The 24,733-nt window shown below is 68.1% G+C and carries 22 protein-coding genes, 1 tRNA gene and 1 pseudogene; 7 read left to right on the top strand and 17 right to left on the bottom strand.

The window, feature by feature from the left end:
* Nucleotides 1-141: 141 nt before the first annotated feature.
* Nucleotides 142-2,586: a TonB-dependent receptor gene (locus CS062_RS17835; protein ID WP_099862932.1), complete on the bottom strand. Its 2,445-nt coding sequence runs from the start codon at nucleotides 2,584-2,586 to the stop codon at nucleotides 142-144.
* 228 nt (nucleotides 2,587-2,814) lie between these two features.
* Between CS062_RS17835 and CS062_RS17830 the strand changes: the two genes are divergently transcribed.
* Entirely contained in the window at nucleotides 2,815-4,368 is a 1,554-nt protein-coding gene (locus CS062_RS17830) for a tryptophan halogenase family protein (RefSeq protein ID WP_099862931.1), read from the top strand.
* A gap of 25 nt (nucleotides 4,369-4,393) precedes the next feature.
* Here CS062_RS17830 and CS062_RS17825 read toward each other — a convergent pair whose 3' ends face one another.
* The 6 genes from CS062_RS17825 to CS062_RS17800 form a co-directional block, all read right to left on the bottom strand.
* A complete protein-coding gene (locus tag CS062_RS17825; RefSeq protein ID WP_099862930.1) occupies nucleotides 4,394-5,461 on the bottom strand; it encodes a LacI family DNA-binding transcriptional regulator in 1,068 nt (355 codons plus the stop codon).
* Nucleotides 5,462-5,574: 113 nt separating this feature from the next.
* A tRNA-Leu gene (locus tag CS062_RS17820) sits at nucleotides 5,575-5,659 on the bottom strand.
* A 79-nt stretch (nucleotides 5,660-5,738) separates the two neighbouring features.
* A complete protein-coding gene (locus tag CS062_RS17815; protein WP_143742403.1) occupies nucleotides 5,739-7,193 on the bottom strand; it encodes an FAD-binding oxidoreductase in 1,455 nt (484 codons plus the stop codon).
* On the bottom strand, nucleotides 7,187-8,290 hold the full coding sequence (locus tag CS062_RS17810) for a 2-oxoadipate dioxygenase/decarboxylase family protein (protein ID WP_099862928.1): 1,104 nt from the start codon (nucleotides 8,288-8,290) through the stop codon (nucleotides 7,187-7,189). Before CS062_RS17810 ends, CS062_RS17815 begins: the two co-directional genes overlap by 7 nt.
* Entirely contained in the window at nucleotides 8,283-9,788 is a 1,506-nt protein-coding gene (gene amaB / locus CS062_RS17805) for an L-piperidine-6-carboxylate dehydrogenase (protein ID WP_099862927.1), read from the bottom strand. The genes CS062_RS17810 and amaB overlap by 8 nt, the downstream gene beginning before the upstream one ends.
* Nucleotides 9,789-9,802: 14 nt before the next feature.
* Complete coding sequence (locus tag CS062_RS17800; protein WP_099862926.1) at nucleotides 9,803-10,897, bottom strand: saccharopine dehydrogenase family protein; 1,095 nt, start codon at nucleotides 10,895-10,897, stop codon at nucleotides 9,803-9,805.
* 185 nt (nucleotides 10,898-11,082) lie between these two features.
* Between CS062_RS17800 and CS062_RS17795 the strand changes: the two genes are divergently transcribed.
* The 4 genes from CS062_RS17795 (at nucleotide 11,083) to CS062_RS17785 (ending at nucleotide 12,798) form a co-directional block, all read left to right on the top strand.
* Complete coding sequence (locus CS062_RS17795; RefSeq protein WP_099862925.1) at nucleotides 11,083-11,565, top strand: Lrp/AsnC family transcriptional regulator; 483 nt, start codon at nucleotides 11,083-11,085, stop codon at nucleotides 11,563-11,565.
* Nucleotides 11,566-11,752: 187 nt separating this feature from the next.
* The gene (locus CS062_RS27205) at nucleotides 11,753-11,887 is read left to right on the top strand and encodes a hypothetical protein (RefSeq protein ID WP_259373114.1); all 135 of its coding nucleotides are present in this window, start codon (nucleotides 11,753-11,755) and stop codon (nucleotides 11,885-11,887) included.
* A gap of 31 nt (nucleotides 11,888-11,918) precedes the next feature.
* Complete coding sequence (locus CS062_RS17790) at nucleotides 11,919-12,152, top strand: hypothetical protein (protein ID WP_199174274.1); 234 nt, start codon at nucleotides 11,919-11,921, stop codon at nucleotides 12,150-12,152.
* Nucleotides 12,153-12,219: 67 nt separating this feature from the next.
* On the top strand, nucleotides 12,220-12,798 hold the full coding sequence (locus tag CS062_RS17785; RefSeq protein ID WP_099862924.1) for an NnrU family protein: 579 nt from the start codon (nucleotides 12,220-12,222) through the stop codon (nucleotides 12,796-12,798).
* Between the two features lie 52 nt (nucleotides 12,799-12,850).
* Here the strand turns inward: CS062_RS17785 and CS062_RS17780 are convergent, their stop codons facing one another.
* The 4 genes from CS062_RS17780 to ybiA form a co-directional block, all read right to left on the bottom strand.
* A complete protein-coding gene (locus tag CS062_RS17780; RefSeq protein WP_099862923.1) occupies nucleotides 12,851-13,750 on the bottom strand; it encodes a hypothetical protein in 900 nt (299 codons plus the stop codon).
* A gap of 28 nt (nucleotides 13,751-13,778) precedes the next feature.
* Entirely contained in the window at nucleotides 13,779-14,660 is an 882-nt protein-coding gene (locus tag CS062_RS17775) for an ABC transporter ATP-binding protein (RefSeq protein WP_158238824.1), read from the bottom strand.
* Nucleotides 14,657-15,007: a GntR family transcriptional regulator gene (locus CS062_RS17770; protein ID WP_099862933.1), complete on the bottom strand. Its 351-nt coding sequence runs from the start codon at nucleotides 15,005-15,007 to the stop codon at nucleotides 14,657-14,659. The genes CS062_RS17775 and CS062_RS17770 overlap by 4 nt, the downstream gene beginning before the upstream one ends.
* Nucleotides 15,008-15,147: 140 nt before the next feature.
* Entirely contained in the window at nucleotides 15,148-15,402 is a 255-nt protein-coding gene (gene ybiA / locus CS062_RS26985; RefSeq protein WP_438270486.1) for a riboflavin biosynthesis intermediates N-glycosidase, read from the bottom strand.
* 15 nt (nucleotides 15,403-15,417) lie between these two features.
* Between ybiA and CS062_RS27390 the strand changes: the two are divergent.
* A pseudogene (locus tag CS062_RS27390) lies at nucleotides 15,418-15,561 on the top strand (DNA mismatch repair protein MutT); the annotation flags it as partial.
* Nucleotides 15,562-15,780: 219 nt separating this feature from the next.
* Here CS062_RS27390 and CS062_RS17760 read toward each other — a convergent pair.
* The 4 genes from CS062_RS17760 to CS062_RS17745 form a co-directional block, all read right to left on the bottom strand.
* Nucleotides 15,781-16,752, bottom strand: a complete 972-nt coding sequence (locus CS062_RS17760) for a Bug family tripartite tricarboxylate transporter substrate binding protein (RefSeq protein ID WP_438270485.1) — start codon at nucleotides 16,750-16,752, stop codon at nucleotides 15,781-15,783.
* A 41-nt stretch (nucleotides 16,753-16,793) separates the two neighbouring features.
* Entirely contained in the window at nucleotides 16,794-18,254 is a 1,461-nt protein-coding gene (locus CS062_RS17755) for an MFS transporter (protein ID WP_099862919.1), read from the bottom strand.
* Between the two features lie 23 nt (nucleotides 18,255-18,277).
* Entirely contained in the window at nucleotides 18,278-19,381 is a 1,104-nt protein-coding gene (locus CS062_RS17750) for a porin (RefSeq protein ID WP_099862918.1), read from the bottom strand.
* Nucleotides 19,382-19,547: 166 nt separating this feature from the next.
* Nucleotides 19,548-20,471, bottom strand: a complete 924-nt coding sequence (locus tag CS062_RS17745) for a dihydrodipicolinate synthase family protein (protein ID WP_099862917.1) — start codon at nucleotides 20,469-20,471, stop codon at nucleotides 19,548-19,550.
* 190 nt (nucleotides 20,472-20,661) lie between these two features.
* On the opposite strand from CS062_RS17745, the gene CS062_RS17740 reads away from it, so the two are divergent.
* A complete protein-coding gene (locus tag CS062_RS17740) occupies nucleotides 20,662-21,576 on the top strand; it encodes a LysR family transcriptional regulator (protein ID WP_099862916.1) in 915 nt (304 codons plus the stop codon).
* Nucleotides 21,577-21,702: 126 nt separating this feature from the next.
* On the opposite strand, the gene CS062_RS17735 is transcribed toward CS062_RS17740, so the two are convergent.
* Together CS062_RS17735 and CS062_RS17730 are read right to left on the bottom strand one after the other, a co-directional pair.
* A complete protein-coding gene (locus CS062_RS17735; protein ID WP_233218118.1) occupies nucleotides 21,703-22,449 on the bottom strand; it encodes a hypothetical protein in 747 nt (248 codons plus the stop codon).
* 143 nt (nucleotides 22,450-22,592) lie between these two features.
* On the bottom strand, nucleotides 22,593-24,443 hold the full coding sequence (locus tag CS062_RS17730) for a GDSL-type esterase/lipase family protein (protein ID WP_158238823.1): 1,851 nt from the start codon (nucleotides 24,441-24,443) through the stop codon (nucleotides 22,593-22,595).
* Nucleotides 24,444-24,733: the final 290 nt, after the last annotated feature.

Below are 24,733 nucleotides of genomic sequence, written 5' to 3'. Positions count from 1 at the left end.
AGCGCGCCCGCCGCCGATCGCCGGGTCAATGCGCCCGCCGGTGCCGGTGCCCTCGCGCGGCCGTCGTCGGTGGCATCGGGGGCGACCATCGGCGGGACCGGCGCGGGGCGGACAGGGCGGGAAACCACCGGGCCCGAGGGCTCAGAAGTTGTAGCCCGCGTTCAGGCCGAAGGTGCGCGGCGCGGCGTACTGCGCGGTCCAGATCGGATTCGCGAAGCTGCCCGAACTGCCGGCGCTGGTCTTGATCTTCTCGTCCGAGACGTTGCGGACGAAGGCGTCGACGTACCAGTTCTTCTTCGACGAGTAGCGCACCGCGATGTCGGCGGTCGAGTAGGCCTTCTGGCGATCGCCCTCTCCCAGGTTGAAGACCGACAGCCAGTTCGCCGACTGGTAGTGGTAGCTGATGCGCGGCGCGACCTGGTCGCCATTGGCGAGCGGGAACACATGCTCGTACATCAGCTGGATCGCGACCTTGGGCGCATGCGGCAGGTCGTTGCCGGTGACGTTCAGGCAGTTGCCACCCAGCGTCGTGTCGAAGCAGGTCGGCAGCTGGTAATCGTTGGACGCCGCCACCAGCTGGCCGAGCTTGGTCTTGGTGTAGGACGCCGACAGCTGCAGCTTGTCGTCGTTGGTGATCATCCAGGCGGTCTCGATCTCCAGGCCGGACACCTTGGCGCCCTCGGCGTTGGAGTAGGCGAACTGGCGGTTGCCGTTGACGATCACCGGCGCGCTGAACTGGAAGTCCTTGAACTTCATGTGGTACGCGCTGATGTTGAAGGTCATGCGACCGTCCAGCAGCGAGGTCTTGTAGCCGACCTCGTAGTTGGTCAGCGTCTCCGGCCCGTAGGGCAGGCCGCCGTCGCCGGTGCCGCCCGACTTGTAGCCGGTGGACACGCTGGCGTAGGCCATCGACTCCTTGCTCAGGTCGTAGGTCGCGCGCGCCAGCCAGGTGGTCTTGCTGCCCTTGTAGTGGGCGTCGTTGATGTTGCCGGCGCTGTAGCCGTTGGCCGGATCGGTCGGATCGATCGTCGGGTTCAGCGGGATCTGCGGTGCGGCCGGATTGCCGGCCCAGAACCAGCCGCGGCCGCCGATGTTCTTGCGGTCGTCGTGGGTGTAGCGAAGGCCGCCGGTGAGGTGCAGCGCATCGGTCAGGTTCCAGGTCGCCTGGCCGAAGGCGGCCTTGGAGTCGACGGTTTCCTTGGGCTGGATGAACGAGCCCTGCCAGTTCACGGTGCCCTGCTGGGTGCCGTTCATGATCGGGATGTCGAAGCGGATGCCGTTGTCCTCGGCCGCGTAGTACAGGCCCAGCACCCAGTCGACGGTCTGCTTCTGCGTGCTCTGCAGGGTCAGCTCATGGCTCTGGCTGCGATAGCGCGTCCAGACGGTGTTGTCTTCCTGGTGCGTCGCGCCGGTGGTGAAGCTGGTCGGCATGTTCACGCCGAAGTCCTGGTCGTAGGTGCCCGAGCCCTTGAAGCTGGTGTAGCCCGCGACGTAGGCCAGCGCCATGCCGCCCATGTCGTATTCCATGCGGCTGCGGATCGAGGTGGAGTCCCGCTTGAGCGAGGGCGCGGTGTCGATCAGCGCGGACCAGAGCTTCTGGCCGGCGCGCGGCGTCTGCATCAGGCTCATCGCCGGCGTGCCGCGGTCGGCGAACTGCTCCAGCGACAGGTCCCAGCGGAAGGTCTTGACCGGCTGCCAGAGGAAGCTCAGGCGCGCGGCGGTCTGGTCCTGGGCGTTGTACTTCGGGCCGCCGGTGACGAACAGGTTGTAGTTGATCGGCTGGAAAGCCGGGAAGGTGCCGGCGGTGTTGCCGGCGTTGTAGGCGGCCTGCTGCTGCGCCAGCGTGTATTGCGTGGGTTTCTGGTAGTCGACGTAGCCGTCGTGCTGCTCATGGATAAAGGCCACCCGCGCCGCGAGCGTGTCGGTCAACGGGATGTTGACGGCGCCCTTGGCGCCCAGGCGGTTGTAGCTGCCGGTGCCGACTTCCAGGTAGCCGGAGTTGTCCTTCAGCACCGGCTTGGCCGTCTTCATGTTGATGGTGCCGACAGTGGAGTTGCGTCCCCACAGCGTGCCCTGCGGACCGCGCAGGACCTCGATGCCGTCGAGGTCGAACAGCATCGTGGCGGCGCCTTCGGGGCGCGGCGCGAAGACGCCGTCGACGAACAGCGCCACCTCGGGGTCGGCGTACTCGGTCTTGGCCGAGTCGTTGCCGATGCCGCGCAGCGTGATGCTGACGATGCCGTGGTCGCCCTGCCCGGTGCCCTGCATGCTGGGCACGAGATTGAACACGTCGAGCATGCTCTTGACGTGGTTGTCTTCGATCGTGGAGGCGCTGATGGCGGTCACCGCGATCGGGGTCTTCTGCAGCGAGGTGGAGCGCTTGGTCGCGGTCACCACGACCTGCGGCAGCGCCTTGCTGTCCTTGCCGTCGGCGGATGCCGCGGCGGCGGTGGACGCTGTCTCTGCCTGCGGCGCGGGCGCCTCGGTGGATTGGGCGTGCGCGGCGCCGGCCAGCAGGGCGAGCACGGCGATTTGAATGGGGGAAGCCAGGCCAAGGCGCGGCCGGCGGATGAGGCGGTCGGTCATGTTGTTGTCTCCAGTGGGCTCTCGAGGTGAAGCTCTGATCCGGGGTTGTTCTTGTAGTTTGAGTACATCGTAGGAGCCCCATGACAACGTTGTCAACGCCTCGATTGACACCGTTGTCATTTTGGACCCTATCATTTACCCGTAGTCCGCCTACGAACACCCGCGACGCCCAGGACCCCGATGGATACGGGGATGTCGTCAGCGCACCACAACGACCCGGAGACAGTCATGACCCCGATCCAGGACATCCTCATCGTCGGCGGCGGCACGGCCGGCTGGCTGACCGCCGCCTTCCTCGCGCGGCAGCTCGGCACTGCCCAAGGCGGCGTGCGCATCACGCTGGTCGAGTCGAGCGACATCGGCATCATCGGCGTCGGCGAGGGGACCTTCCCGTCGATCCGCGGGACGCTGTCGGCGATCGGCATCGGCGAGGCGGAGTTCCTGCAGGCCTGCTCCGCCACCTACAAGCAGGGCATCCGCTTCGACCACTGGGTCCGGCCGCCCGGCACGCCCGGCGCGGATCACTACTTCCATCCGTTCAGCCAGCCCAGCCAGCGCCCCGGCGCGCCGGAGCTGCTGCCCTACTGGCTCGGCGGCGAGGCCGGGCCGACGCGTGCGTTCGCCGAGGCGGTCACGCTGCAGAAGGCGGTGGCGGACGCGCGGCACGGACCGAAGCGGGTCGGCGATGGCGACTACCTCGGACCGCTGAACTACGCGTATCACTTCGACGCGGGCCGCTTCGCGACCTTGCTCGCCACGCATGGCCAGGCCCTGGGCGTTCGACGCGTCATCGCGACGGTGGATCGCGTCGACCTCGACGAGCAGGGGGCGATCGCCGCCGTGCACACCCGCGAAGCGGGCACGCTGACGGCCGGGCTCTACATCGATTGCAGCGGCTTCCGCGCCCGGCTGATCGGCGAGGCGCTGGGCTCGCCATTCAGCTCGATGCGAGACGTGCTCTTCGTCGACCGTGCGCTCGCGATGCAGGTGCCGTATGCGCGGCCCGACGCGCCGATCGCCTCGTACACGATCGCCAGCGCGCAGGAGAGCGGCTGGATCTGGGACATCGGCCTGCAGGAGCGCCGCGGCATCGGGCATGTCTACAGCAGCCGCCACTGCGACGACAGCGACGCCGAACGGGCGCTGCGCCGCTACATCGGTCCGGCCGCCGACGATCTCTCGCCACGCCGGCTCACGCTGGACATCGGCTATCGCGAGACGCAATGGGTGAAGAACTGCGTCGCAGTGGGACTGGCGGGCGGGTTCCTGGAACCGCTGGAGTCGTCAGGCATCGGACTGATCGAGACCGCCGCCTACCTGATCGGCCAGCTGTTCCCGTTCAACGGCGACACCGCGCCGGTCGCGCGCCATTTCAACGCGTTCATGAAGGAGCGCTACGCGCGCATCGTCGACTTCATCAAGCTGCACTACGGCCTGACGCAGCGCACCGATACCGCCTTCTGGCGTGACAACGCCGATCCGGCGTCGTTCACCGAATCGCTGAAGGAGAAGCTGGCGATGTGGCGCTGCCGGCCACCGCAGCGGCTGGACTTCATCACCGACGTCGAGATGTACCTGCCCGCGAGTTGGCAATACGTGCTGTACGGGATGGAATTCAAGACCGAACCCGGCGCCTGGATGGCGCCGCTGAACCGCGGCGAGGAGGCGCGTCGGGAGTTCGCGACGATCGCGCAGCTGGGTGCCCACGCGCTGAGGGACCTGCCGCCGCATCGGACCTTGATCGAGCAGATCCTCGCGCGCTCGGATCGGCGAGCCGCCTGATCGGCGGCGCGGTTCCTCCGTCCGCTCAGCCGGCCTTCTTGGCGCGCGGCGCCGCCTTGGCGCCCAGCACCGCGGTGGAGTCGCGCACGACCAGTTCATGCGGCAGCACCCGGTGCTTGGGCCTGGCCGAAGCGGCGGCACCCGCGTCGCGCGGCGCGCCGATCAGCAGGTCCACCGCGGCGCGCGCCATGTCGTCCATCGGCTGGCGCACCGTGGTCAGCGGCGGCCAGACGCGCGCCGCCGCCGGCGTGTCGTCGAAGCCCGCGATCGAGAGGTCGCCCGGCACCGACAGGCCGAGCCGCTGCGCCGCCGCCAGCACGCCCAGCGCCATGTCGTCGTTGCTCGCGAACACGGCCGTCGGGCGCTGGCGCCGGCTCAGCAACTGGTAGGCGGCCTCGACGCCGGCGTCGAAGGTGAAGTCGCCCTGCACCACCAGGTCCTTGTCCAGGGCGATCTTGTGGGCCTTCAGCGCGGCCAGGTAGCCCTGGTAGCGGCGCTTGGACGCGACCTGGTCCTTCGCCCCCTTGATGATCGCGATCCGCGTGTGGCCGAGGCTGATGAGCAGGTTGGTGATCTCCTCGGCCGCATGCACGTCGTCCATGCGGACGCTGGGATGGTCGGGCTCGTCGGCCGCGGGCGAGATCAGCACGCAAGGCGTGTGGCTCTCGCGCAGCGCGGACAGCACCTGCGGGTTGTCGCACAGCGGCGGGGTCAGGATCATCCCGTCCGGCCGCAGCGCCGAGACCATGCGGTCGACCTGCATCGCCAGGTCGGGAGCGTCGTTGTGGAGGGACTCGACCACCAGGTGATAGCCGGCCTCGCGGCAGCGCAGCGTCGCGCCCTGCTGCACACCGCCGACGAAGGCCGCCGACGGGTCGTAATACAGCAGGCCGATCAGGAAAGAGCGCCCGCCCGCCAGGCTGCGGGCGGATTGCTTGGGGCGGTACTTGAGGTCGGCCACGACCTTCAGCACCGCCTCCCGGGTCTCGGAGTGGACGCCGGGCTCCTGGTTCAGCACCCGGGAAACCGTCTTGATGGACACGCCGGCTTCGCGCGCGACGTCGATGATGGTGGCGGGTTTGGGTGGCGGCATGGCGGTCGGAAAAGCTGGCCCGACTGTGCCATATCGATGCGAGCAGCGCGGGACGGCAGCACTTCCTGGATGAACCAATGAGAAAAGCCGGCTCGAGGCCGGCTTTTCGTATTTGGTGCCCAGGAGAGGACTCGAACCTCCACGGAGTTACCCGCTAGTACCTGAAACTAGTGCGTCTACCAATTCCGCCACCTGGGCTTTCAGGATTTGTCTTCGCGTCAACTGCGTTGCAGCGAAGAATTGGACTGTAGCATGGTTTTGGAATCTGGCAAGCAGTTCAGCCGCCCCAATCCACTTTTCCCAGTCGACCGTGCGGATCCCACAACATCTGTACGCGCCGCGCCCACTCCAGCACCCCGGGCTCCACCCGGGTCCAGTGCGCCCGGTACGCCGCCTGCAGTTGCGGTCCTACCCCGTGCTCGGCGCTGATCGAGCCGCCCAGCTCCGCCACCAGCGCATACAGCCCTTCGCGCAGGGCCAGCTCTTGCTCGGCATGCCATGCGCCGGCCTCCAGCGGCCACACCATGTTGAAGTGCATGCCGCCGTCGCCCAGGTGACCGAAGTCGGCCAGTCTCAGCTGCGGGAACCGCTCCGCCAGCCAGGCCGCCCCGCGCTCGCGCAGGCGCATGAAGTGCCGCCGCGGCAGCGAGAGATCCAGGCCGATCACCTTGCCCTGCGCCCGCAGCCCTTCGCTGATGCGATGGCGCATGCCCCAGATCGCCTCGTCGGCGTCGAGCACGGCATCGCGCACCCGCCCCGTCTCGAATTCCTGCTCGAGCCAGTGCTGCAGCAATTCGCCGAGCGCGAGCTGCTCGGCCGGCAGTTCGCTGCTGAGCTCGATCAGCATCGCGTAGTCCGGCAGTTGCCCGCCGAACCAGCGCGCCAGGTCTTGCCCATGCAGGCCGGCCTCGAGCGCCGCGCGACTGATGCCTTCGAAGGCGGACACCAGCCCGCCCCAGCGCTGCATGACCTCGGCATACAGGGGGAACACCTCGTCGAGCGACGACGGCGCGACCAGCGCCACCGCGCGCTGGCGCGGCAGCGGCGACAGCTTGATCGTGACCTCGCTCACCAGTCCCAGGCTGCCCGAGGACCCGATGAACAGCTGTCCCAGCGCGAGCGCCGAGTTGTCCTTCTGCAGGCCCTGCCCGAAGCGCACGACCTGCCCCGCCGGCTCCGCGAGCACCACCTCCAGCGCGAGCGTGTTCGCGCGCACGTCGCCGTAGCGCAGCATGCGCGTGCCGCCGGTGTTGTGCGCGACCATGCCGCCGATCGAGGGGTCAGCGCTCAGGTCCACCGGGAACCAGAGGCCATGGGGCTCGAGGCGCTCATTGATCTCCGACAGCCGATACCCCGACGACACCCGCAGCGTGCGGTCCAGCAGGTCGAGCTCGAAGACCTCGCGCAGCCGCTCGGTGCTGAGCAGCACTTCGCCCTGCGCATCGTCCGGCGTGCCGGCACGCACCAGGCCGGTATGCGCGCCCTGCACCACCACCCGCAGCCCGCAGGCCGCCGCCAGCGCGAGCACCCGCGCCGCCTCGTCCCGGCGGCCCGGCCGCACCAGCGCGGCCGCCTGCCCCGCCGCATAGCGTGCCGGCTGCAGGTAGCGCGGCTCGATCGCCGTGCCGTCCTGCACGTAGGCGTCGCCGCAAACGGCGCGGGCTTCCGCGAGGAAGCCCGTCATCTGGCTGGCGGCGCCCGCGGCCTCCGCCCCTGGCGTTGCGCTCAGCACGCCGCCGCCTCGCCGGCGGTGTCCGCGTCCTTCGCCGCGCCGGCCGTCATCTTGAAGATGCCGGTCGCGTTGCCCGCATCGAAGGCCAGGTCCAGCGCGCCGGACTCGTCCAGCGGCGCGCGCTGGATGAATTCATGGAAGCTGCCCGGCACCTCGAGCATCACGCGCTGGCCGCGGTCGAGGAATTCGCGCATCACCCGCGCCGCCTTGAATGCGGTCTGGCGCACCCGCCCGGTCGCGGAGGTTTCGATCGAGTCCTTCACCGGCCGGTCCAGCGCACGCTGCGCGGCGACGACGGCCTCGATGTCGGCCACACGATCGGTTGCATGGTTGAACGCATTGCCCTCGGTCGCGATCCAGGCCATCTCGGCCGATTCGGCCAGCAGCGCCTGATAGTCGTCGGCCTCGAACAGTCCATGCTGACGCGCGAAGCAGCCGACCAGCCGGGGCAGCAGCGCGACGGCGGCCGCCGTCGGCAGGTCGCCATCACGCGCGAGCTGCTCCAGCAGGGCCAGATCGGCCGGCGCCAGCGGATCGCGGGAGCTTGCCAGCACGCGCGTCACCGCGCCCTGGAAGCTGCCGGAGAAGCGCTCCGGATGCAGCTCCGACACGAAGAACTGGGCGATGTCCTCGGGGAAGTCGACATGGCGCCAGGCGCGGCCGGTCATCTTCAGGCGCGGCAGCGGGTAGGTCGCGGCCATCGCGAAGCCCAGCGGACGCAGCACCCGGGTGATCGCGGCCTCGCCCGGAGGCAGCGCGCCACAGGGCCACGCCACCGTGCGCAGCGCGCCGTGGTCGAACACCAGTTGCTGCCCTTCCCGCTGCAGGTCGGCCACATACGCGGCCGCCATCGGCACCCGCTCGGTCACGTCGAGGAACAGCGCCATGTTCAGCGCCTGTGCCAGTTCGGCGCGCGCGATGCGTTCGCCAGCGGGGCGCAGCAGCGCCGGCAGGACCTGCACCCGGGCGAAGGCGGCGCGCGCCGCCCCCTCGCCGAGCGCGCTTCCCAGCAGCTGGAACAGCCCGCTGCCCACCGCCGCGGCGACGCGGGCGTTCAGCGCCGTCAGCGCCTTCAGTTCAGCCGTCCGCTCAGACATCGAACTTCACGCCCTGCGCCAGCGGCAGCTCGCGCGAGTAATTGACCGTGTTGGTCGTGCGACGCATGTAGGCCTTCCAGGCATCGGAGCCGGATTCGCGGCCGCCGCCGGTCTCCTTCTCGCCGCCGAAGGCGCCGCCGATCTCCGCGCCCGAGGTGCCGATGTTGACGTTGGCGATGCCGCAGTCGGAGCCGCTCGCGCTGACGAAGGTCTCGGCCTCGCGGATGTCGTTGGTGAAGATCGCCGAAGACAGGCCCTGCGGCACGTCGTTCTGCAGCGCGATGGCCTCGTCCAGCGTCTCGTACTTGAGGGTGTAGAGGATGGGCGCGAAGGTCTCGTGCTTCACGATGGCCGTCTGCGCCGGCATGCGCACCAGCGCGGGCACCGCGTAGAACGCTTCCGGATACTGCGACGCCAGCGCGCGCTCGCCGCCGCTGACCTCGCCGCCTTGCTCGCGCGCGGCCTGCAGGGCCGCCTGCATCGCATCGAACGCGGCCTGGTCGATCAGCGGACCGATCAGGTTGCCGGGCTCGATCGGGCTGCCGATCTTGAGCTGCGCGCGGGCGCGGTCCAGGCGGGCGACCAGTTCATCATGGATGGACGAATGGGCGATGACGCGGCGCGTCGTGGTGCAGCGCTGGCCGGCCGTGCCGTAGGCACCGAACAGGATGCCGCGCACGGCCAGGTCGAGGTCGGCGCTCGGGGTCACGATGATCGCGTTGTTGCCGCCCAGCTCCAGCAGGCAGCGGCCGAAGCGCGCGGCAACACGCGGACCGACCGCGCGCCCCATGCGGGTGGAACCGGTGGCCGAGACCAGCGCCACGCGCGCGTCGTCGACCAGGGCCTCGCCGACCGCGGCGCCGCCGAGGACGACCTGCGACAGCCACTTCGGCGCACCGGCGTAGCGCGCGACCGCCTTCTCGAACAGCGCCTGCGTCGCGAGCGCGGTCAGCGGGGTCTTCTCGCTGGGCTTCCAGACGCAGGTGTCGCCGCAGACCAGTGCGAGCGCCGAGTTCCATGCCCAGACCGCGACCGGGAAGTTGAAGGCCGAGATGATGCCGACCACGCCCAGCGGCAGGTACTGCTCCATCATCCGGTGGCCCGGGCGTTCGCTGGCGATCGTCAGGCCGTGCAGCTGGCGTGACAGGCCGACGGCGAAGTCGCAGATGTCGATCATTTCCTGCACTTCGCCTTCGCCCTCGCTGGTGACCTTGCCGGCCTCCAGCGACACGAGGCGGGCGAGCGCGGCCTTGTTCGCGCGCAGCTCCTCGCCGAAGAGGCGGACCAGCTCGCCGCGCTTGGGCGCCGGCACCGTGCGCCAGGCCAGGAAAGCCTGCTGGGCGTTGGCGATCGCGGCGGTCATGTCCGCGGCGCTGGCGTCATGGACCGCGCCGATCACGGCGCCGTCGATCGGGCTGCGGACAGTCCGCTGGCCGCCGGTGAAGGCGGTCGCCGGCACGCCCAGCGCGGCCAGCAATTCGGTGGTGGTGGAAGTCATCGCGGGATTCTCCTTCAGCCGATCGATTCGACCTGGCGCGACTGCTGATAGGCCTTGCCGAAGCGGTTGGCGAGGAAGTCCGGCAATGCGACCTCTTCCTGGCGGATGAAGCCCTGCTGCGGCAGCTTGCCCTCGCGGAACAGGTCGACGGCGGCGCAGATGCCGGCGGCGGTGGTGATCTGGATCGCCGACAGCGGCTGCTCGCCATCGCGCTCGGCGAAGATCTTGCGGGCGAAGACCTCCTGCATCAGCACGCCGTTCTTCATGCCGGAGACCGTCACGAACACCAGCACCACGTCCTGCATCGTCGCGGGCATGCTCTTGCGCATGATGTCCTTCAGCTTTTCCTGGTCGTTCTTCAGCGCCAGGTCGTCCAGCAGGAACATCATCAGGTCGCGGTGACCCGGATAGCGGACCGTCTTGTAGTCCAGGTTGCGGACCTTGCCGTCCCAGGTCTCGCACAGCGTGCCCAGGCCGCCGGAGGTATTGAAGGCCTCGTACTCGGTGCCGTCCAGCGAGAAGTGCTCCAGCCCTTCCAGCGGCAGCGCGGCAATGGTGTCGCCGTCGTGGATCGCCTCGCAGGGGTGGCAGTACTCGTTGATCAGGCCGTCGACCGACCAGGTCAGGTTGTACTTCAGCGCATTGGTCGGGAACGCGGGCAGCGCGCCGACCCGCATCTTGACGTCCTGCAGCGTGTCGAAGCGCTTGGCCAGGTGGTGCGCGACGATGCCGATGAAGCCCGGCGCCAGGCCGCACTGCGGCATGAAGGCGGTCTTGGCGCCGGCGGCGATGCGCTTGATCTCCTTGGTCGCGGCGACGTCCTCGGTCAGGTCGAAGTAATGGCAGCCGGCCTCCAGCGCCATGTGGGCGGCGGTGATCGCCAGGTGGTACGGCAGTGCGTTGACGACCACGTCGTTGCCGCGGAGCGCGGCGGCCAACTGGGCCTTGTCCTCGGTGTCCACCGTCTTGGTCGCGAGGCCCTGGCCCGCCAGCAACTGGAGCGCACCGGCGTTCTTGTCCATCACGGTGACCTGGTAGTCGCCGCTGCCCTGCAGCAGTCGCGCGATCGTCTGGCCGATGTGTCCGGCGCCCAGCAGTGCCACTTTCATGTCGTGCTCCTTGTGATCCTGGAAATGGAAAGCGATGGCCGCAGTGTCCCGAGCGCCCCTGACGAAAGAAAGCGCGACTTCGACGAAAAACAGCTCTATGCTGACGATTCGTCGGCCCCACTGCTCATTTCGACGAAAACAAGGGTTAATCCCGAGACCGACGCCCTGCGGCGGAAGCCATCCCCATGAACGCGAAGCAAGCCACCGATACCCCGTCCACCGCGCCCGCGACGCTGCGTGATCAGACCGACCGCGACCTGGTCGCGCTGCTGCAGGCCAATGCGCGCGAAAGCACCGCCGACCTCGCCCGCAAGTTGGGCGTCGCCCGCACCACGGTGGTGGCTCGGCTGGCCCGGCTCGAAGCGGAAGGCCTGATCGCCGGCTACACGGTGCGCCTGGGCGGCGAGGCGGTCGAGCGCGGTGTGCAGGCCTTCGTCGGCATCACCGTGCAGCCGCGCGCCGGGCGGGAGGTGGTCAAGCGGCTCTCGCGGCTGCCCGAGTTGCGCCAGCTGGCGTCGGTCAGCGGCGAGTTCGACTACATGGCCACGCTGCGCGCCGACAGCACGGCGCGGCTCGATGCGCTGCTCGACGAGATCGGTGAGATCGAGGGCGTGATCAAGACGCACACCTCGGTGCTGCTGGCGCTTCGGGTGGACCGGAGCGCCTGACGGACGATCCGGCGGCTGACGGGCGGCGGGCGCGTGACCGGAAGTGACCGCCGTGACGTCGATCACGGCAGGCGATGTCCGGCTCGTCAAGCCGGCGTAACGCTGTGTTTTTGACGCATTCGACAGTCAACCCCGCAAGTTGGCACGCCGTTTGCACGACATGAGCTGCCAGCTCCAGGAGCGCACCATGTCGAAGCCATCCGTCACTGCCAAGCATGTCCCGCCGATCTTTCTCGGCATGAAGGCCGTCGCGCTCCTCGCGGTCGCCTGGGGCGCGGTTTATCCGGCGCTGTTGTGGGGCCTGGGCGCCGTGCTGCCCTGAGCCCGGCGGCGATCCTCGCTGGAGTTCCGCCATGAAAGCCCCCGCCCGCCTTGGCGGCGCGCGCGTCCCCGCGCCGCCTCCCGTGTCCGATCACCGCTGGCGCCGCGTGCTGCTGCGCGCGCTGGGCATCGCCGTCGCGATGCTGGCCCTGCTGGCCGCGATGGCCTGGCTGGACCACGCCGAAGGCGACCTGCGCCAGGTCCGGGCCGCGCCCGCGGCGCCACTGTCGCCCACATTCGCCCCGCCGCCGACAACGGTCTCTTGATCCGGACGGCACTGGTGAGCCGCTCCCGGCGCGGGCATAGTCCGCGCCGACAAGGAGCGACAACACCATGTGGGCACTGATCCTCGGCCTGATCCTGTTCCTCGGACCGCATTCGGTCCGCATCGTCGCGCCGGGCTGGCGCGATGCCCGCCTCGCCGCCTGGGGCGAACGCCGCTGGAAGCTCGGCTACACCGCCGTCTCCCTCGTCGGCCTGCTGCTGATCGTCTGGGGCTATGGCCAGGCGCGGCTCGATCCGCATCCGCTGTGGGCGACGCCGCGCGGCATGAATCACCTGGCGGGGCTGCTGATGCTGCTAGCGCTGATCCTGCTGGCCGCCGCCTATGTGCCGCGCAACCACCTCAAGGCGAGGCTGGGGCACCCGATGGTGCTGGCGGTGAAGCTCTGGGCCCTCGGTCACCTGCTGGCCAACAACACCGTCGCCGACCTGGTGCTGTTCGGCGCCTTCCTCGTCTGGGCGGTCCTCGACTTCCGCTCGGCGCGTCGGCGGGCCGGTCCGCGCCCGCCGGCGGGCACCGCGCGGGGCACCGCGATCGCGGTGGCGGTCGGCGTCGTGGCCTGGGTCGTGTTCGCGGCGGGGTTGCACCGCGCCCTCATCGGCGTCAGCCCGTTCCCGACCGTCGGATGAAAAGAGGCCCCGCTCGCTGGCGGGGCCCCTCGAGTGCGCGCGGCGCGCCGGATCACAGGCTGCGCTTGCGCTGCAGCACCAGCAACCAGAAGCATGCGCCGGCCAGCGCCAACCCGCCGAAGAACTGCGGATGCAGCGCCGCATGCAGGACCTGCGGCAGGCCGTCCCGGGCGAAGTCGGGGAAGCGGAACAGCATGTCGAAGAAGTCCTGCATGTCGAGCCGCCCATCGCCGTTCGACTCGACGATCAGCCGGGTGCCGCTCTGCACCCAGGCGCTGGCGACGCCTTCCATCTGCGTCTTGAGCAGTCGCTTCAGCGCTGCGGCGACGGGCTCGTCCTTGTAGATCTTGAGGAAGGCGCCGACGCCGATCACCAGCAGCGGAGCGCCCCAGCGCCGGAGCCAGGCCGACGCGGCCATCAGCGCCAGCGCGATAGGCGCGATCCACAGTGCCGCCAGCACCACGCCGACGACCAGCCGCAGGCTCAGCCAGAGCGTGGCCTGGAACAGCGCCGCCCACTGCGTCTGGTGCAGCGCGGACAGGCCGAATTCCTTGAAGGCCATCGCCGAGCCGACCACCACGCCCCCGGCGACGCCGAGCAGCACCGCGACGGCCGGCATCAGCACGCCATGCGCGACGATCGGCGCGCCCAGGCTCGCAGCATGGCTGCCCGGGAGCGAGGACCAGAACTCGATCGAGCGGTCCTGCTGATCGCGCCGGGCCAGGCCGAGCAACTGGTAGCCGGAGACGGCCATGGCGAGGGTCATGACCAGCCCGACCGTCAGCAGACCGGCGATCAGCGCGACCGGCTCCGGACTGGGCACGTCGACGTCGTCGACCTGGCTGAACGGCACCAGCGCCAGCAGCACCAGGATCGGCACCAGCACCAGGCCCAGCCAGGCGCGCTTGTATTGCAGCCACTCACGCAGCAGCAGCGTGTTGAAGAGCGTCATGGAGATGTCCTTGAGGAGGGTTCGCGGATCAGGCCGATTCCGGCGTGCGCGCCTGGATCTCGGGCTTGCGGGTCAGGGCCATGAACAGGTCCACCAGGCTGGGGCGCACGCGCTGCCCCAGGTGGGCGACCGTGTCCGGGGCGACGCCGTCGAACAGCGCGGCCGGTCGGCCCTGCACCCGATAGCGCAGCAGCGGGTGGTTGGCCGCGACGGCTTCGGCGGCGTCCGGATCGTGCGACAGCGCGACGAAGCGCTCGTCCATTTCCGCCAGCGAGATGTCCAGCACCAGCCGCCCTTCGTCCAGCATGATCACGTCCGACAGCAGCGTCTCCACCTCCTCGACCTGATGGGTGGAGATCAGCACCGACCGTTCGCCGTCGCACCACTCGTCGATGAGCATCTCGTAGAAGCTCTTGCGCGACATCACGTCCAGGCCGAGCGTCGGCTCGTCCAGGATCATGAGCTTGGCGTCGATGGCTGCCACCAACGCGAGGTGCAGCTGGGTGACCATGCCCTTGGACAGGTGCTTGACCTTGTCGTTCTCGCCCACGGAGGTGCGCCGCAGCAGCTGCCGGGCGCGCTCGGTCGAGAAGCGGGGCTGCAGGCCCGCCATCAGGCGGATCAGCTCCGACACCCGCGCCCAGCTGGGCAGCACGGCCACGTCGGGGATGTAGCAGAGCGAGGTCAGCAGCTGCGCGCGGTCGGCATGCGGATCCAGGCCGAGCACGCGGAGCTGGCCGGTGGGCTGCTTCAGGCCGACCAGCGTCTTCATCAGCGTGGTCTTGCCGGCGCCGTTGTGGCCCAGCAGGCCGACAACGCGGCCGGCGGGGATGGAGAAGGTCAGGTCCTGCAGGGCCGCCTTGCGACCGTAGTGGAGGCTCAGGTGGCTGGCCTCGATAAGCGTCTTCATGCGTCCTCCCAATTCAGGTCCTGGGGGCGAAGGCCCAGGCGGCGAAGTTTCTCCCGCAGGCGGGGCCATTCCTCCTGGAGGAAATGCTCCCGCTCGCTGCGCAGCAGCCGGATGCGGGCGCCGTCACGGACGTACATGCCCATGCCGCGGCGGCTCTCGACCAGGCCCTCGTCCACCAGCGACTGCAGCGCGCGACTGACGGTCAAGGGGTTGATGAGGTACTGGCTGGCGAGCGCGCGCACGGACGGCAGCGCCTCGCCCTCGGGGGGATCGCCGTCCAGCAGCTGCGACGCGAGGCGGTCGGCGAGCTGCTGATAGATCGGCGCTTGATCGTTCCAGCTATGCATGACGCGAGGCGCGGGGCGCCGGTGTGTTGCTGATGTAGCACACCATATCAACCGAGTCCGGTCCGCCCCAGCGGGGGACGACAGACTGCAGAAACGGGGGGATGAAGCGGGGAACCGGATGCCGATCCGCAGCTACCTGCTCAGTCTCGCGCGGCAGTGCCGGGGCAAGAGCTGGACGCCAATCGCGCACGCACTTCCATCAGAGCAAAACCCAGCAGGTTCAGGCCGCGCCACGCGCGTGGATCAAACGCTCGTTCGTCGTTCGCTGCAAGGCCAATCCCACAGATGCGATCAACGGGGCTCGCCTCGACGAGCACCCGGCCACCCGTGGTGAGCAGGTAATCCCGCAATGCCCGGTTCTGCGAGAACTTGGCTTCGTTGGCGCGGACGACGATGTCAAAACGTGCCTCTTCCGAACGCGAATGCTGGCCGCGCAGTTCCTTGTCGAGGCAGGGTACGTGGAGGGCACCTCGAACCGACCAGCCATGGGCTATCGGCTGGCGGATCGCAGTGCGCCCGTCGTGTTTCCCAGGACCTTCAGCCCTCGGGGCTGAGGAAATAAACATGGAATGCGATTTCCAGTGCTCGGCGCAAACCGACACTGGCGCCGCTTTTCGATCTTGGAGCGCTGAAGTTCCAGTCGCAGCTATTGAGCTGCCTCGAACCTGCTGCCGCCGACCACTATGCCGTCACCGCTCAGCAGCTTCCATTGCAATGACCCCAACCAGCATGGAGCGGAGTCCTGACCCGGACGCCAGCGTCTCGTCGCCTCCTCATTCAGGCTTGAAACCTGCGCTCCTCAGCAGTTCGGAGCCCTGAGCGACATCGGCTGCAATGAACTTCTTGAACTGCTCGCTCCCTTCCGAGAGCGCATCGATGCCGATGGCCGCATAGGCACCGTTGCGCCCCAGCTCCGACGACGCTTGCGTGACCGCCGCGCTCAACTTGGCAACACGGTCTGCCGGCGTTCCCCTGGGGACCCACACGCCGTACCAGGATGCGTACCTGAAAGCCTTGAGACCGCCTTCCTGCATCGTCGGCACTTCCGGAGCCAGGGGACTGCGCTTCTCTGCAGTGATGGCCAGCGGACGCACTTTCCCGGACTTCGCGAGCGGCAGGAGCGACACCATGGAGTCGAGCAGGAGGCTCACGTGGTTGCCACCGACATCCACCAGGGCAGGCTGCGTTCCCTTGTATGGGACGTAGGTGAGCTTCAGCCCGGCCTGCTTGGCGAAGAGAAGCGTCGCCAGATGACTCGGGGCGCCGGCTGCAGGGATGGCCGCCATCCACTCATCAGGCTTGGACTTCGCGGCGCCAATCATCTGACCGAGCGTCCGGGGCTCGAGCGCCGGAGCGATGACCAGCATGAGCGGCGCCTCGCCGACCCGCGCCACAGGCACGAAGTCCGTTTGCGGATCGTATGGCGGTGTCGCCAACACCTGCTTGGCCAGCACATGCGTGGCCGCGGAGAAGAGCAGGGTGTAGCCGTCAGCCGGAGCCGTCTGGACCGCCTTGCCACCCAGCGTGCCGCTGGCACCGGCCTTGTTCTCCACGACGACCGGCGTGCCGAGCTGTTTGCGGAGCTGCTCGGCCAACAGCCGTGCCGCGTTGTCCACACCGCCACCCGCTGCGAACGGCACGATGATGCGCAGCGTGCTGCCCTTCTCAGGGAAAGTCTGGGCATGGACTGCCAGGGGAATCACGGCGCTGGACATCAGCGCGACCAGCACTTTGACGAGCTTCATTGAGGTCTCCATGTTCTTCTCTGATCTGGACTCGCCACCGCTCAGGGCGAGATCTCTTCGAGCGCCTTGTCGGTCGTCTCAATCATCTTCCTCGATGCGAAGAGGCCCACGACGGTCGCCCCGGCGAACATGAGGAAGACGCTGGCCACGCCTTGGGCGGTGAGCATCATCCCGACCATCGCGGGTGCCGCAGCGGAAGCCGCCCGCAGCCAGGATGTCGCCAGTCCTGTGCCGATGGCCCGCATGCGAGTCGGATAGATCTCCGGCGTGTAGAGGTACAGCAGCACGGTGGTGGTGCCCATCACGGCATAGGCCGCGGAAGCGAAGAGGGCGACCGCCCAGACGCTTTGCGCGCCAGTGGCGACCAGACCCAGCAGCAGCGTTCCGGCAGCGATGAAGCTGCCGGTGGCCCAGCGACGACGCCCGACCTTGTCGACCAGCATGGCGCATGCGAAGACGGCGCAGACGCTCAGTACGTTCGTGACCGAGGCAAGTCGCAGCGCGTCTTGCAGCGGCAGGTGGTACACGGTCTTGTAGAGCGTGGGAAGCCAGTTGTTGATGCCGTTGGCGACAAAGTAGGAGGAGGCCCACAACACCCACACGATGAGCGTGCGAGGGCGGTAGAGCGGCGAGAAGAGCTCCTTCCAGCTGGCCTTCCTCGTGGACTTCAGACCGGCCGCCAGACTGAGCTCCCGCGCTCGAACCTTGTCCTGCTCACGGTGAACGTCGATCTGCCGGCGCGGCGTGGCCGCCTCGAGCGAGCGGATGACCCGTTCCGCCTCTTCCCAGCGTCCCTTGGACGCGAGCCAGCGGGGCGACTCGGGCAGACGGGCCATGAACATCAGGATCAGCAGGCCGGGGAGACCTCCCACCATGAACAGGACCTCCCAGCCGTAGTGCGGAACCACGAACGCCCCCACCTGCGCCGCGGCCATCAGGCCCAGCGGGAAGATGAGCTCGTAGAGCACGAAGAAGCGACCGCGGCCTTTGGACTGCGACATCTCGTTGATGTACGTGGCAGCGACCGGCACCTCTCCGCCCACGCCGATGCCCTGCAGGAAGCGCAGCAGGAACAGCATCTGCACGCTGCCGGCGAAGGCGCAGGCGATGCTCATGGCGGACATCACCGCGACCGCTGTGGAGACGGCGGGCACGCGACCCCACTTCTCGCCGAGCCAACCGAACAGCAAGGCGCCGATGACCTGACCGATGTAGCCGGCTGCGATGAGCAGGCCCACTTGGCCGGGGCTGAGATGCCAGAGACCGACCAGCACCGGGAGGACGAACGCCAGGCTGAGCGCGTCGAAGGCATCGAGGAAGGTGGCGGTCCCCATGACGACACGCGTCTTCGTGTGCCATCGGCAGAACGGCACGTTCTCGATGCGGAACAGCAGCTTCGCGGCCTGGAGCGCCATGGGGGACGGCGCCTCGTCGGGGACGGTTGGCGCCGGCGTGCGTGCCGCTTCGCTCGCATACCTTGCGCCGCCGGAGCGGGGATTCATCGCTTCTTCCATCGGGACGGACCTCAGAAGTTATGTCGGATGCCGCTTTCGAAGGCCGTCGACCTCTGCCCTCCGAAGTAGTTGACCGCCGTGGCCACGCGGCTCACCGCTGGACCGCCGGCGACGGAGAACGACGCTCCGCCCTTGTTGGCGATGCGTGAGGCATGCGCATAGAGCGCCGTGCGCTTGGACAGATGGTGCACGTAGCCGGCACCGATCAAGGTCGCATCGTTGGCGCTCAGTGCGGCGGTCGCCCCCTGCTGGTCCGCTCGGACGAGCGTGAACTTCAGGTCACCGAAGCCCAGGGGAACCAAGGCGGCGACGAGCGTGTTCGTGGTCTTGTCCATGCCGTAGCGCCACTGGCGCTGGCCCACGCTCACCTTCACGACCTTGAACTCATAGGAGGCCCCCCACACGCGGTCGGTGAAGTCGCGGCCCGCATTGGCGTTGCGCGTCGTGACCTGCGCGACGCCGACCATCAGCCGCTCGCCCCGCCAGGCGAGACGGCCACCGTCGGTCTTCGCGGCGCCGGCGCCAGCGGAGCCCCCCTCTCCTGCACTCACCAGCAGCGAGCCGTGCACGCCACCGAGTCCGGTCGGCAGGAAGTACTGCGCGGTGTTGGCGATGCGAAGCGTCGGGTTGAGCTGGTTGGCATCGGTGCTCACACCAAAGGCCTGGCCGAGCGCCTGCGATGCGAAGACGGAGCGGAAGCTGTTGGCGCCTGCGATGCCCAAGGTGATGAATGGGTCGAGCTCGGACCACAGGAGGTGAGTCGGCGCCCAGTCGCGGCCCAGGCGAATCTCGCCGAAACGGTCGTGCGAGAGGCTGACGGTCGCTCGTCGGTCCCAGAACGGGGTGTTCACCGCACCGGTGTCGCCGAGGAGCGTGCTGTCGAGATACACGCCGGCGCTCAGGCCGTTGCCGAGCGACTCGCGCACCTGGACGACGAGCTTGCTGGTGGTGTTGGCGCCGCTCACCTCGGAGTCGATGCTGCCCAGCCGGCCATTCTTTACGTGGCGGACGCCGACGTCCACTGTGCCGGACAGCGCGACCGAAGTCTGCGCGTGGCACAGCCCGCCGACCATCCCAGCCACGGCCGCGAGTGCGGCAACGGGGAATCGGACCATGTCTTGTCTCCTCTGCCGGCGTTGCTCGCCGGACGTGTAGGGGATGCCGGGTGACCGAAGTCTTCTTCGTGCCACGGAGCGCCGGCGCGCCAGGGTGTCGGTCGTGAGCCGCCGACGGCACTGCGGGAGTTGGCGGGGCCACTCCCGCAGTGCTTGAGCGTCTCGCTTACTTGGTCAGGCCAGCGGAGCGCAGGGCCGCGGCGATCTCCTCGCCAGCGCCCTCCGCCAGCGGCAGCAGCGGGCTGCGGACCGTGGCGTGTTCCAGGATGCCGCGAGCGACCAGGCCGTGCTTCAGCGCGACAGTGCCTTCCATGTGGCTGCCGCGGTGGTACACGTTCTTGGTCACCGGCAGCAGGCGGTCGTGAATGGCACGCGCCTTGGCGTAGTCCTTGGCCTTGCCGGCGGCAATCAGCTCGATCAGCGGTTCAGGCGTCAGGCCACCGTAGCCGACCAGTGCACCGTCCACGTCGAACATGGTGTGCAGCAGGTACTCGTCGTGGCAGGTCAGGATCTGGAGGTCCGGGCGCTCCTTGCGGATGACGGGAATCTCGGTGTCCCAGCGCTTCATGTTGCGCACGCCGTTCTTCATCGCGAAGACGCCGGGCAGCGCGGCGATCTCCAGCTGTGTCTTCAGGTTGTAGGTGGCCTTGGTCGCGTCCGGGTACTGGAACAGGATGAGTGGCAGGCCGCTGGCTTCGTAGATGGCCTTGTAGCGGTCTTGCGGCGCGCCGTCCTGGTAGCCGAAACGCAGCCAGCCGTGTGACGGGTAGACCAGCCCTGCCGAGGCGCCGGCCTTGACCGCTCGCTTGGCCTCTTCGGCCGCGACTTGCGTGCCTTCCAGCGTGATGCCGGCAATGATGGGCAGACGGTCGCCCACGGATTCGCGGAACGCTTCGATGACGCGCAGCTGCTCGTCGCGCTCCAGGAACGTGCCTTCGCCGGCATGACCGAGGACGGTCAGACCCTTGACGCCTTCGAAGCTACCCAGCCAGCTGCCGAGGCGGTGGATGGCCGCGTAGTCGACGCCGCCGTCGCGGGTGAAGGGAGTGACGGGCGCGGGCACGAGGCCGCGGAGGTCGGGGGCTTGCATGGATGTCTCCTGATATCGCAGTGCCGAGGGTGGGTGACTAACCTGGCCGTCTTTCTCTCTGTCGCCGGCGTCGTGCCGGTTGCGGGAAACGGGTCGGTTGGAGTGAATGTAGAAATCCGTCGACCATCCGCATAGCCACACTTCAGATGAATCAGCCATGCCAGAATTGGCATATCTCACGGAGACGCGCATGAACATCGGGGCAGTACGCCTGTTCCTCGAGGTCGTCGAGGCTGGCAGCCTGAGCAAAGTGGCCGCGCATCGGCAGACGGCCCAGTCGCACATCAGCCGCCAGATCACCGACTTCGAATCAGGCTATGGCGGGCCGCTGTTCCGGCGGACGGGGCGCGGGGTTGTCGTCACCGAGCTTGGTGCCAGGGTTGCCGCCAGGCTGCGTCCCTGGCTTCAAGAGACCGAGCAGATGGAGCTCGAACTGAAGTCCGATGCCGGCCGCATCGTTGGCCGCGTGACCCTCGGCATCATTCCCACGGCGGCGCACCCGCTCACCACTCGCCTGTTCGAGCGGCTGCAGAAGGAGCATCCCGGCATCTCACTGGACCTCGTGGAGGCGCAAGGGACCGAGCTCGATGCGCTCCTGGACAGTCGTTCGCTGGACCTTGCCGTGCTGTTCCGCTTCAGCAAGCCCTCCGGCCGCGATGAGAAGCTGCTGTCGAGCGTCAGCACCTACCTGGTCAGCGCGCCGGGCGACGCACTCACCCAGAAGCCGACCCTTCCGTTCTCTCGGCTGAAGGGACTTCGCCTGGTGCTCCCCCGACGGCCCAGCCATTGGCGCAACGCGCTCGATGAAGCGGCGCGAGGCCTCGGCTTCCAACTGCAGTCCGTGGCCGAGGCCGACTCGCTCACGGTGCAGCGCACGCTGGTGGCCAATCAGCCTGGGCTGTACTCCATCCTCGGGCCCTACGCCTTCGCGGAGGATCTGCGTGCCGGGAAGGTGCAGGCGACGAAACTCGTGAGACCGGACCTGATGCGCCACGTGACACTGGCGACGCCTCGGCACGGCAAGTTGACGCCCGCCTGCAAGGTCGCGGCGCAGACGATTCAGGCGCTTGTGAAGTCGTGGGGGAACCAGCTCTCGGAGCCTTGAGCTTCCGGAACGCGTTCAGCAGCCGCGACGCGAAGCGGCCAGCGGGCTGCTGAAGGATCGGCGCTTGATCGTTCCAGCGGTCAACGACGACAACCGGCTGAAACGCGCCGCGTCGAGTCGGCGCGCTCAGTTCGCGCCGCCTCCATCCGTGCGCTCGTGGTGGATCCGGGCGCTCTGACGCCTCTCCGCCCGATTCACTGCGATCTGCTCGCCACGCGCGATATGCCCGTTGTGCGCCGCGACCGCTTCCTTGTGATTGACCGCCGCTTGCCCGCGCTCGAGCTGGCCCACCTCGCGGCGGGACAGGGAGCCGTCCTGCAGCCCCGCCTCGATCCGTCGTTGCTGGTTGATGTTGTGCTGCACGTCGGCCTCCATCCGCTTGGCCGACCGGGAGTTGGGCGAGGACACCTGGCCGTTGTTCTCGAGCCGGGTGATGTCGGCCCTGGCCCGGTTCTGCGCCGCTCGCAGGCGGGCGCGCTCAGCGTCCGACAGATGCCCATCCTTCAGCTCCCGCGATTGCAGCTTGTCGATGTGGCTTTCCTCGCGTTCGAGCTTGCCGGCTTCCTGCACGGTCAGCTCGCCGCTCTTCAGGCCATCTTCGATCCGGCGCTGCTGGTTGACGTCGCGCTGCACGGTCGTGGCCGTGGACTGCGCGAAGCTCGCGGTGCACACCGCCATCAGCGCCGAGACCGCCAGCAGTCGAGCATTGAGTTTCATATCGATCATTCCTTTCCGAATCATTGAGAGGAGAGGCCGATTGCCCCACGGCCAGTCAACGGGCTCTGCAGTGGCCCGGCGGACAGGAATGCGGGCGCATGCGGTCGCCTGCGGGTAAAGAAATCCGAAGTGATGAAGCCCGAGTCGACGACCCATCAAGCGGGCGTGAAGAACCGTCAACGAGCCGATTGCGCTCTTCGTGGAATGCGGCCTCCAAAGGTGAAATGCACCTGAAGCGATACGCGTCAGGTGCATTGACCGCAAAGGCCGGTGGCGATCAGTGCCGGGCGCCTTCGACCTTATTGCTTGTAGAAGGTGACGTCGTCAACGTGGAGCCAGCCGGTGCCGGAGCCGACGCTGGTCCAGAAGCCGATCTCGGCGCTGCCGCTGGTGACGTTGATGTTGCTGATGGTCAGCTGCGTGTAGCCGTCGGAAGCCACGGAGGTGACCGACACGGGACTGCCGCCGAAGTTCTTCACATACAGCTGGTGGCCGGCCGTGCCTCGCACCCAGGCCTTCACGGTGTACTGCCCGCTGCTTAGCCCGGTGAGGGTCTGGGCGGAGTAGGCCCAGTAAGGTGCCGTGCCGCTGTGCACCAGATGGCTGGCACCCGAGTTGGGCCGCGTGGTGGCGGTGGAGACCGTGCCTCCATTGGCGCCTGTGTTCCAGCCGCCCAGCCCGTTCTCGAAGCCGGCGTTGCTCAGCAGGTTCAAGCCGCCATCGATGACGTCGACCCGATCGCCCACGACGAAGTTGCCCGTCGCGTTGGCGTTCCTGGCGCCGGTGTTCCGCACCTTCAGGGTGTGGGTGCCCGCCGAGAGCACCGGGCTGGTCCACAGCAGCACATCGTCCTTTCGGGTCGCCGAGTAGGCATCGACGAAGGTCTCGGCGCCGCCATCGACGGACACCGCCGCGATGCCGTGGGCCGGCGCCTGCCCGCCATACAGCTTGACCTGGGTGCCGGCGAACGGCAGTTGATAGGAAGCGTTGGTGACGCTCGACCAGTGGTTGTCGTTCAGATAGGCACCGTTCTGAGCGCCGCTGAGCCAATTGGCAGTGTTGTCGTAGCTGAAGCTGGTGTCGTTGCGCGTCACCACGCCCAGGTAGGGCAGCAGGATGGGCAGCAGGCGGTAGGTGATCTTGACGTGGCCGGCATCGTTGGGATGCAGCGAGTCAGGCAGATCACCGGCATCGATCCAGCCGCTGGTGTCGATGTAATGCACCTTGGCATCGCCCGCGCTCGCTCGCGCATTCACCGCCGCCTGCGTCTCGGCCTGATAGAAGCCGTTGAAGGTGCGCAGCGCAAAGATGTCGGCATTGGGGTACTTGGCGCGAATGTTCTGCAGGAAGGTGGTGTAGCGGCTCTGGAAGGTGGCACCGGGCACCGACTTGCTGACGTCGTTGGAACCCAGGTTGACCACGACCAGCTTGGCCGCGTAGTTGGCGAAGTCCCACGCCGGGTTGCCGGTGCAGGCCACGTCCGAGCAATGGGTGGCCTGCTGGAGCTTGAAGTAGAGCGACTCCATGCCCGTCGGGACATTGGGCTTCTCCCATGTGGGGTCGACCAGGCTGATGCCGGGATAGGAGATCTGGGTGTGGTCGGCGCCCAACCGCTCGCCGGTGAGCCAGGCATAGTCGGTGAAGACCATGTCGCTGGTCACCACCCCCGAGGTGATGGAGTCGCCAATGAACTCCACCAGCGGCAACGCGTCGGGCTTGACGGTGGCGGCGCCCGCATCCAGGACCAGGCCCTGGAACGGCAGCTCGGTGTACTCGTACTTGGCGACGATCTTCAGCGTGTGCGTGCCGTTGGCAAGCGCCGTCGGCGTGAGGTTGATCGTGCCGCTCGCATCCCAGTAGTCGGAGGCGACCCCGTCGATGATGGCCTTGAAGCGTGTCGGCGCGGCCAGCTTCACCTTCACCGTGGTGCCGGTGAACTTGGTGGACAGGTAGGAGCCGTTCCAGTAACTGCGGAAGGTGGCGCCGTTGCTCTTGTCCCAACGCCCGACGTAGCTGATGTTGCTGTCGGACAGGTCGCCGTTGCCGGTGCCGGCCAGCGCCGCGGCGCTCCAGGCGAGCGCGCCGATGCCGGCGAGACGAAGAAGACGCCGAGGGAGTGACGCCCTGGCGAAATGAGGGTGATGGGTCATGTCTCCGCTTTCTGATGAATGCCCGGGGCTTGGGAATCGCTCCCTGGAGGGCCGCGCGCTCTGATGGCGGCGTCGGCTGCGGGCCAGACTAGCAAGGCGCGCAGCAAATTTCATCAATTCGGTCTGACCAATTCATCACCAATTGCAAGTATTCGAGGCAGGATTTCCCTGAGAGGCGGCCAAACTGTCGACTTGGTCAGACCAAACCGACACTGCAGCCACTGCCCGGCGGGACTGCGGAGCAGCGCCCGGGCGGCGCTCGTCGAAGCCTCCCGGGCCGCGTGCCACCC

Source organism: Roseateles chitinivorans (assembly GCF_002761755.1).
GTDB lineage: Bacteria > Pseudomonadota > Gammaproteobacteria > Burkholderiales > Burkholderiaceae_C > Roseateles > Roseateles chitinivorans.
This window is presented reverse-complemented; position numbering and strand designations above follow the sequence as displayed.

Coding starts and splice junctions, on each gene's coding strand:
- CS062_RS17835 (WP_099862932.1), bottom strand. CDS start 2,586: ATGACCGACCGCCTCATCCGCCGGCCGCGCCTTGGCCTGGCTTCCCCC.
- CS062_RS17830 (WP_099862931.1), top strand. CDS start 2,815: ATGACCCCGATCCAGGACATCCTCATCGTCGGCGGCGGCACGGCCGGC.
- CS062_RS17825 (WP_099862930.1), bottom strand. CDS start 5,461: ATGCCGCCACCCAAACCCGCCACCATCATCGACGTCGCGCGCGAAGCC.
- CS062_RS17810 (WP_099862928.1), bottom strand. CDS start 8,290: ATGTCTGAGCGGACGGCTGAACTGAAGGCGCTGACGGCGCTGAACGCC.
- amaB (WP_099862927.1), bottom strand. CDS start 9,788: ATGACTTCCACCACCACCGAATTGCTGGCCGCGCTGGGCGTGCCGGCG.
- CS062_RS17800 (WP_099862926.1), bottom strand. CDS start 10,897: ATGAAAGTGGCACTGCTGGGCGCCGGACACATCGGCCAGACGATCGCG.
- CS062_RS17795 (WP_099862925.1), top strand. CDS start 11,083: ATGAACGCGAAGCAAGCCACCGATACCCCGTCCACCGCGCCCGCGACG.
- CS062_RS27205 (WP_259373114.1), top strand. CDS start 11,753: ATGTCGAAGCCATCCGTCACTGCCAAGCATGTCCCGCCGATCTTTCTC.
- CS062_RS17790 (WP_199174274.1), top strand. CDS start 11,919: ATGAAAGCCCCCGCCCGCCTTGGCGGCGCGCGCGTCCCCGCGCCGCCT.
- CS062_RS17785 (WP_099862924.1), top strand. CDS start 12,220: ATGTGGGCACTGATCCTCGGCCTGATCCTGTTCCTCGGACCGCATTCG.
- CS062_RS17780 (WP_099862923.1), bottom strand. CDS start 13,750: ATGACGCTCTTCAACACGCTGCTGCTGCGTGAGTGGCTGCAATACAAG.
- CS062_RS17775 (WP_158238824.1), bottom strand. CDS start 14,660: ATGAAGACGCTTATCGAGGCCAGCCACCTGAGCCTCCACTACGGTCGC.
- CS062_RS17770 (WP_099862933.1), bottom strand. CDS start 15,007: ATGCATAGCTGGAACGATCAAGCGCCGATCTATCAGCAGCTCGCCGAC.
- CS062_RS17760 (WP_438270485.1), bottom strand. CDS start 16,752: ATGAAGCTCGTCAAAGTGCTGGTCGCGCTGATGTCCAGCGCCGTGATT.
- CS062_RS17755 (WP_099862919.1), bottom strand. CDS start 18,254: ATGAATCCCCGCTCCGGCGGCGCAAGGTATGCGAGCGAAGCGGCACGC.
- CS062_RS17750 (WP_099862918.1), bottom strand. CDS start 19,381: ATGGTCCGATTCCCCGTTGCCGCACTCGCGGCCGTGGCTGGGATGGTC.
- CS062_RS17745 (WP_099862917.1), bottom strand. CDS start 20,471: ATGCAAGCCCCCGACCTCCGCGGCCTCGTGCCCGCGCCCGTCACTCCC.
- CS062_RS17740 (WP_099862916.1), top strand. CDS start 20,662: ATGAACATCGGGGCAGTACGCCTGTTCCTCGAGGTCGTCGAGGCTGGC.
- CS062_RS17735 (WP_233218118.1), bottom strand. CDS start 22,449: ATGGGTCGTCGACTCGGGCTTCATCACTTCGGATTTCTTTACCCGCAG.
- CS062_RS17730 (WP_158238823.1), bottom strand. CDS start 24,443: ATGACCCATCACCCTCATTTCGCCAGGGCGTCACTCCCTCGGCGTCTT.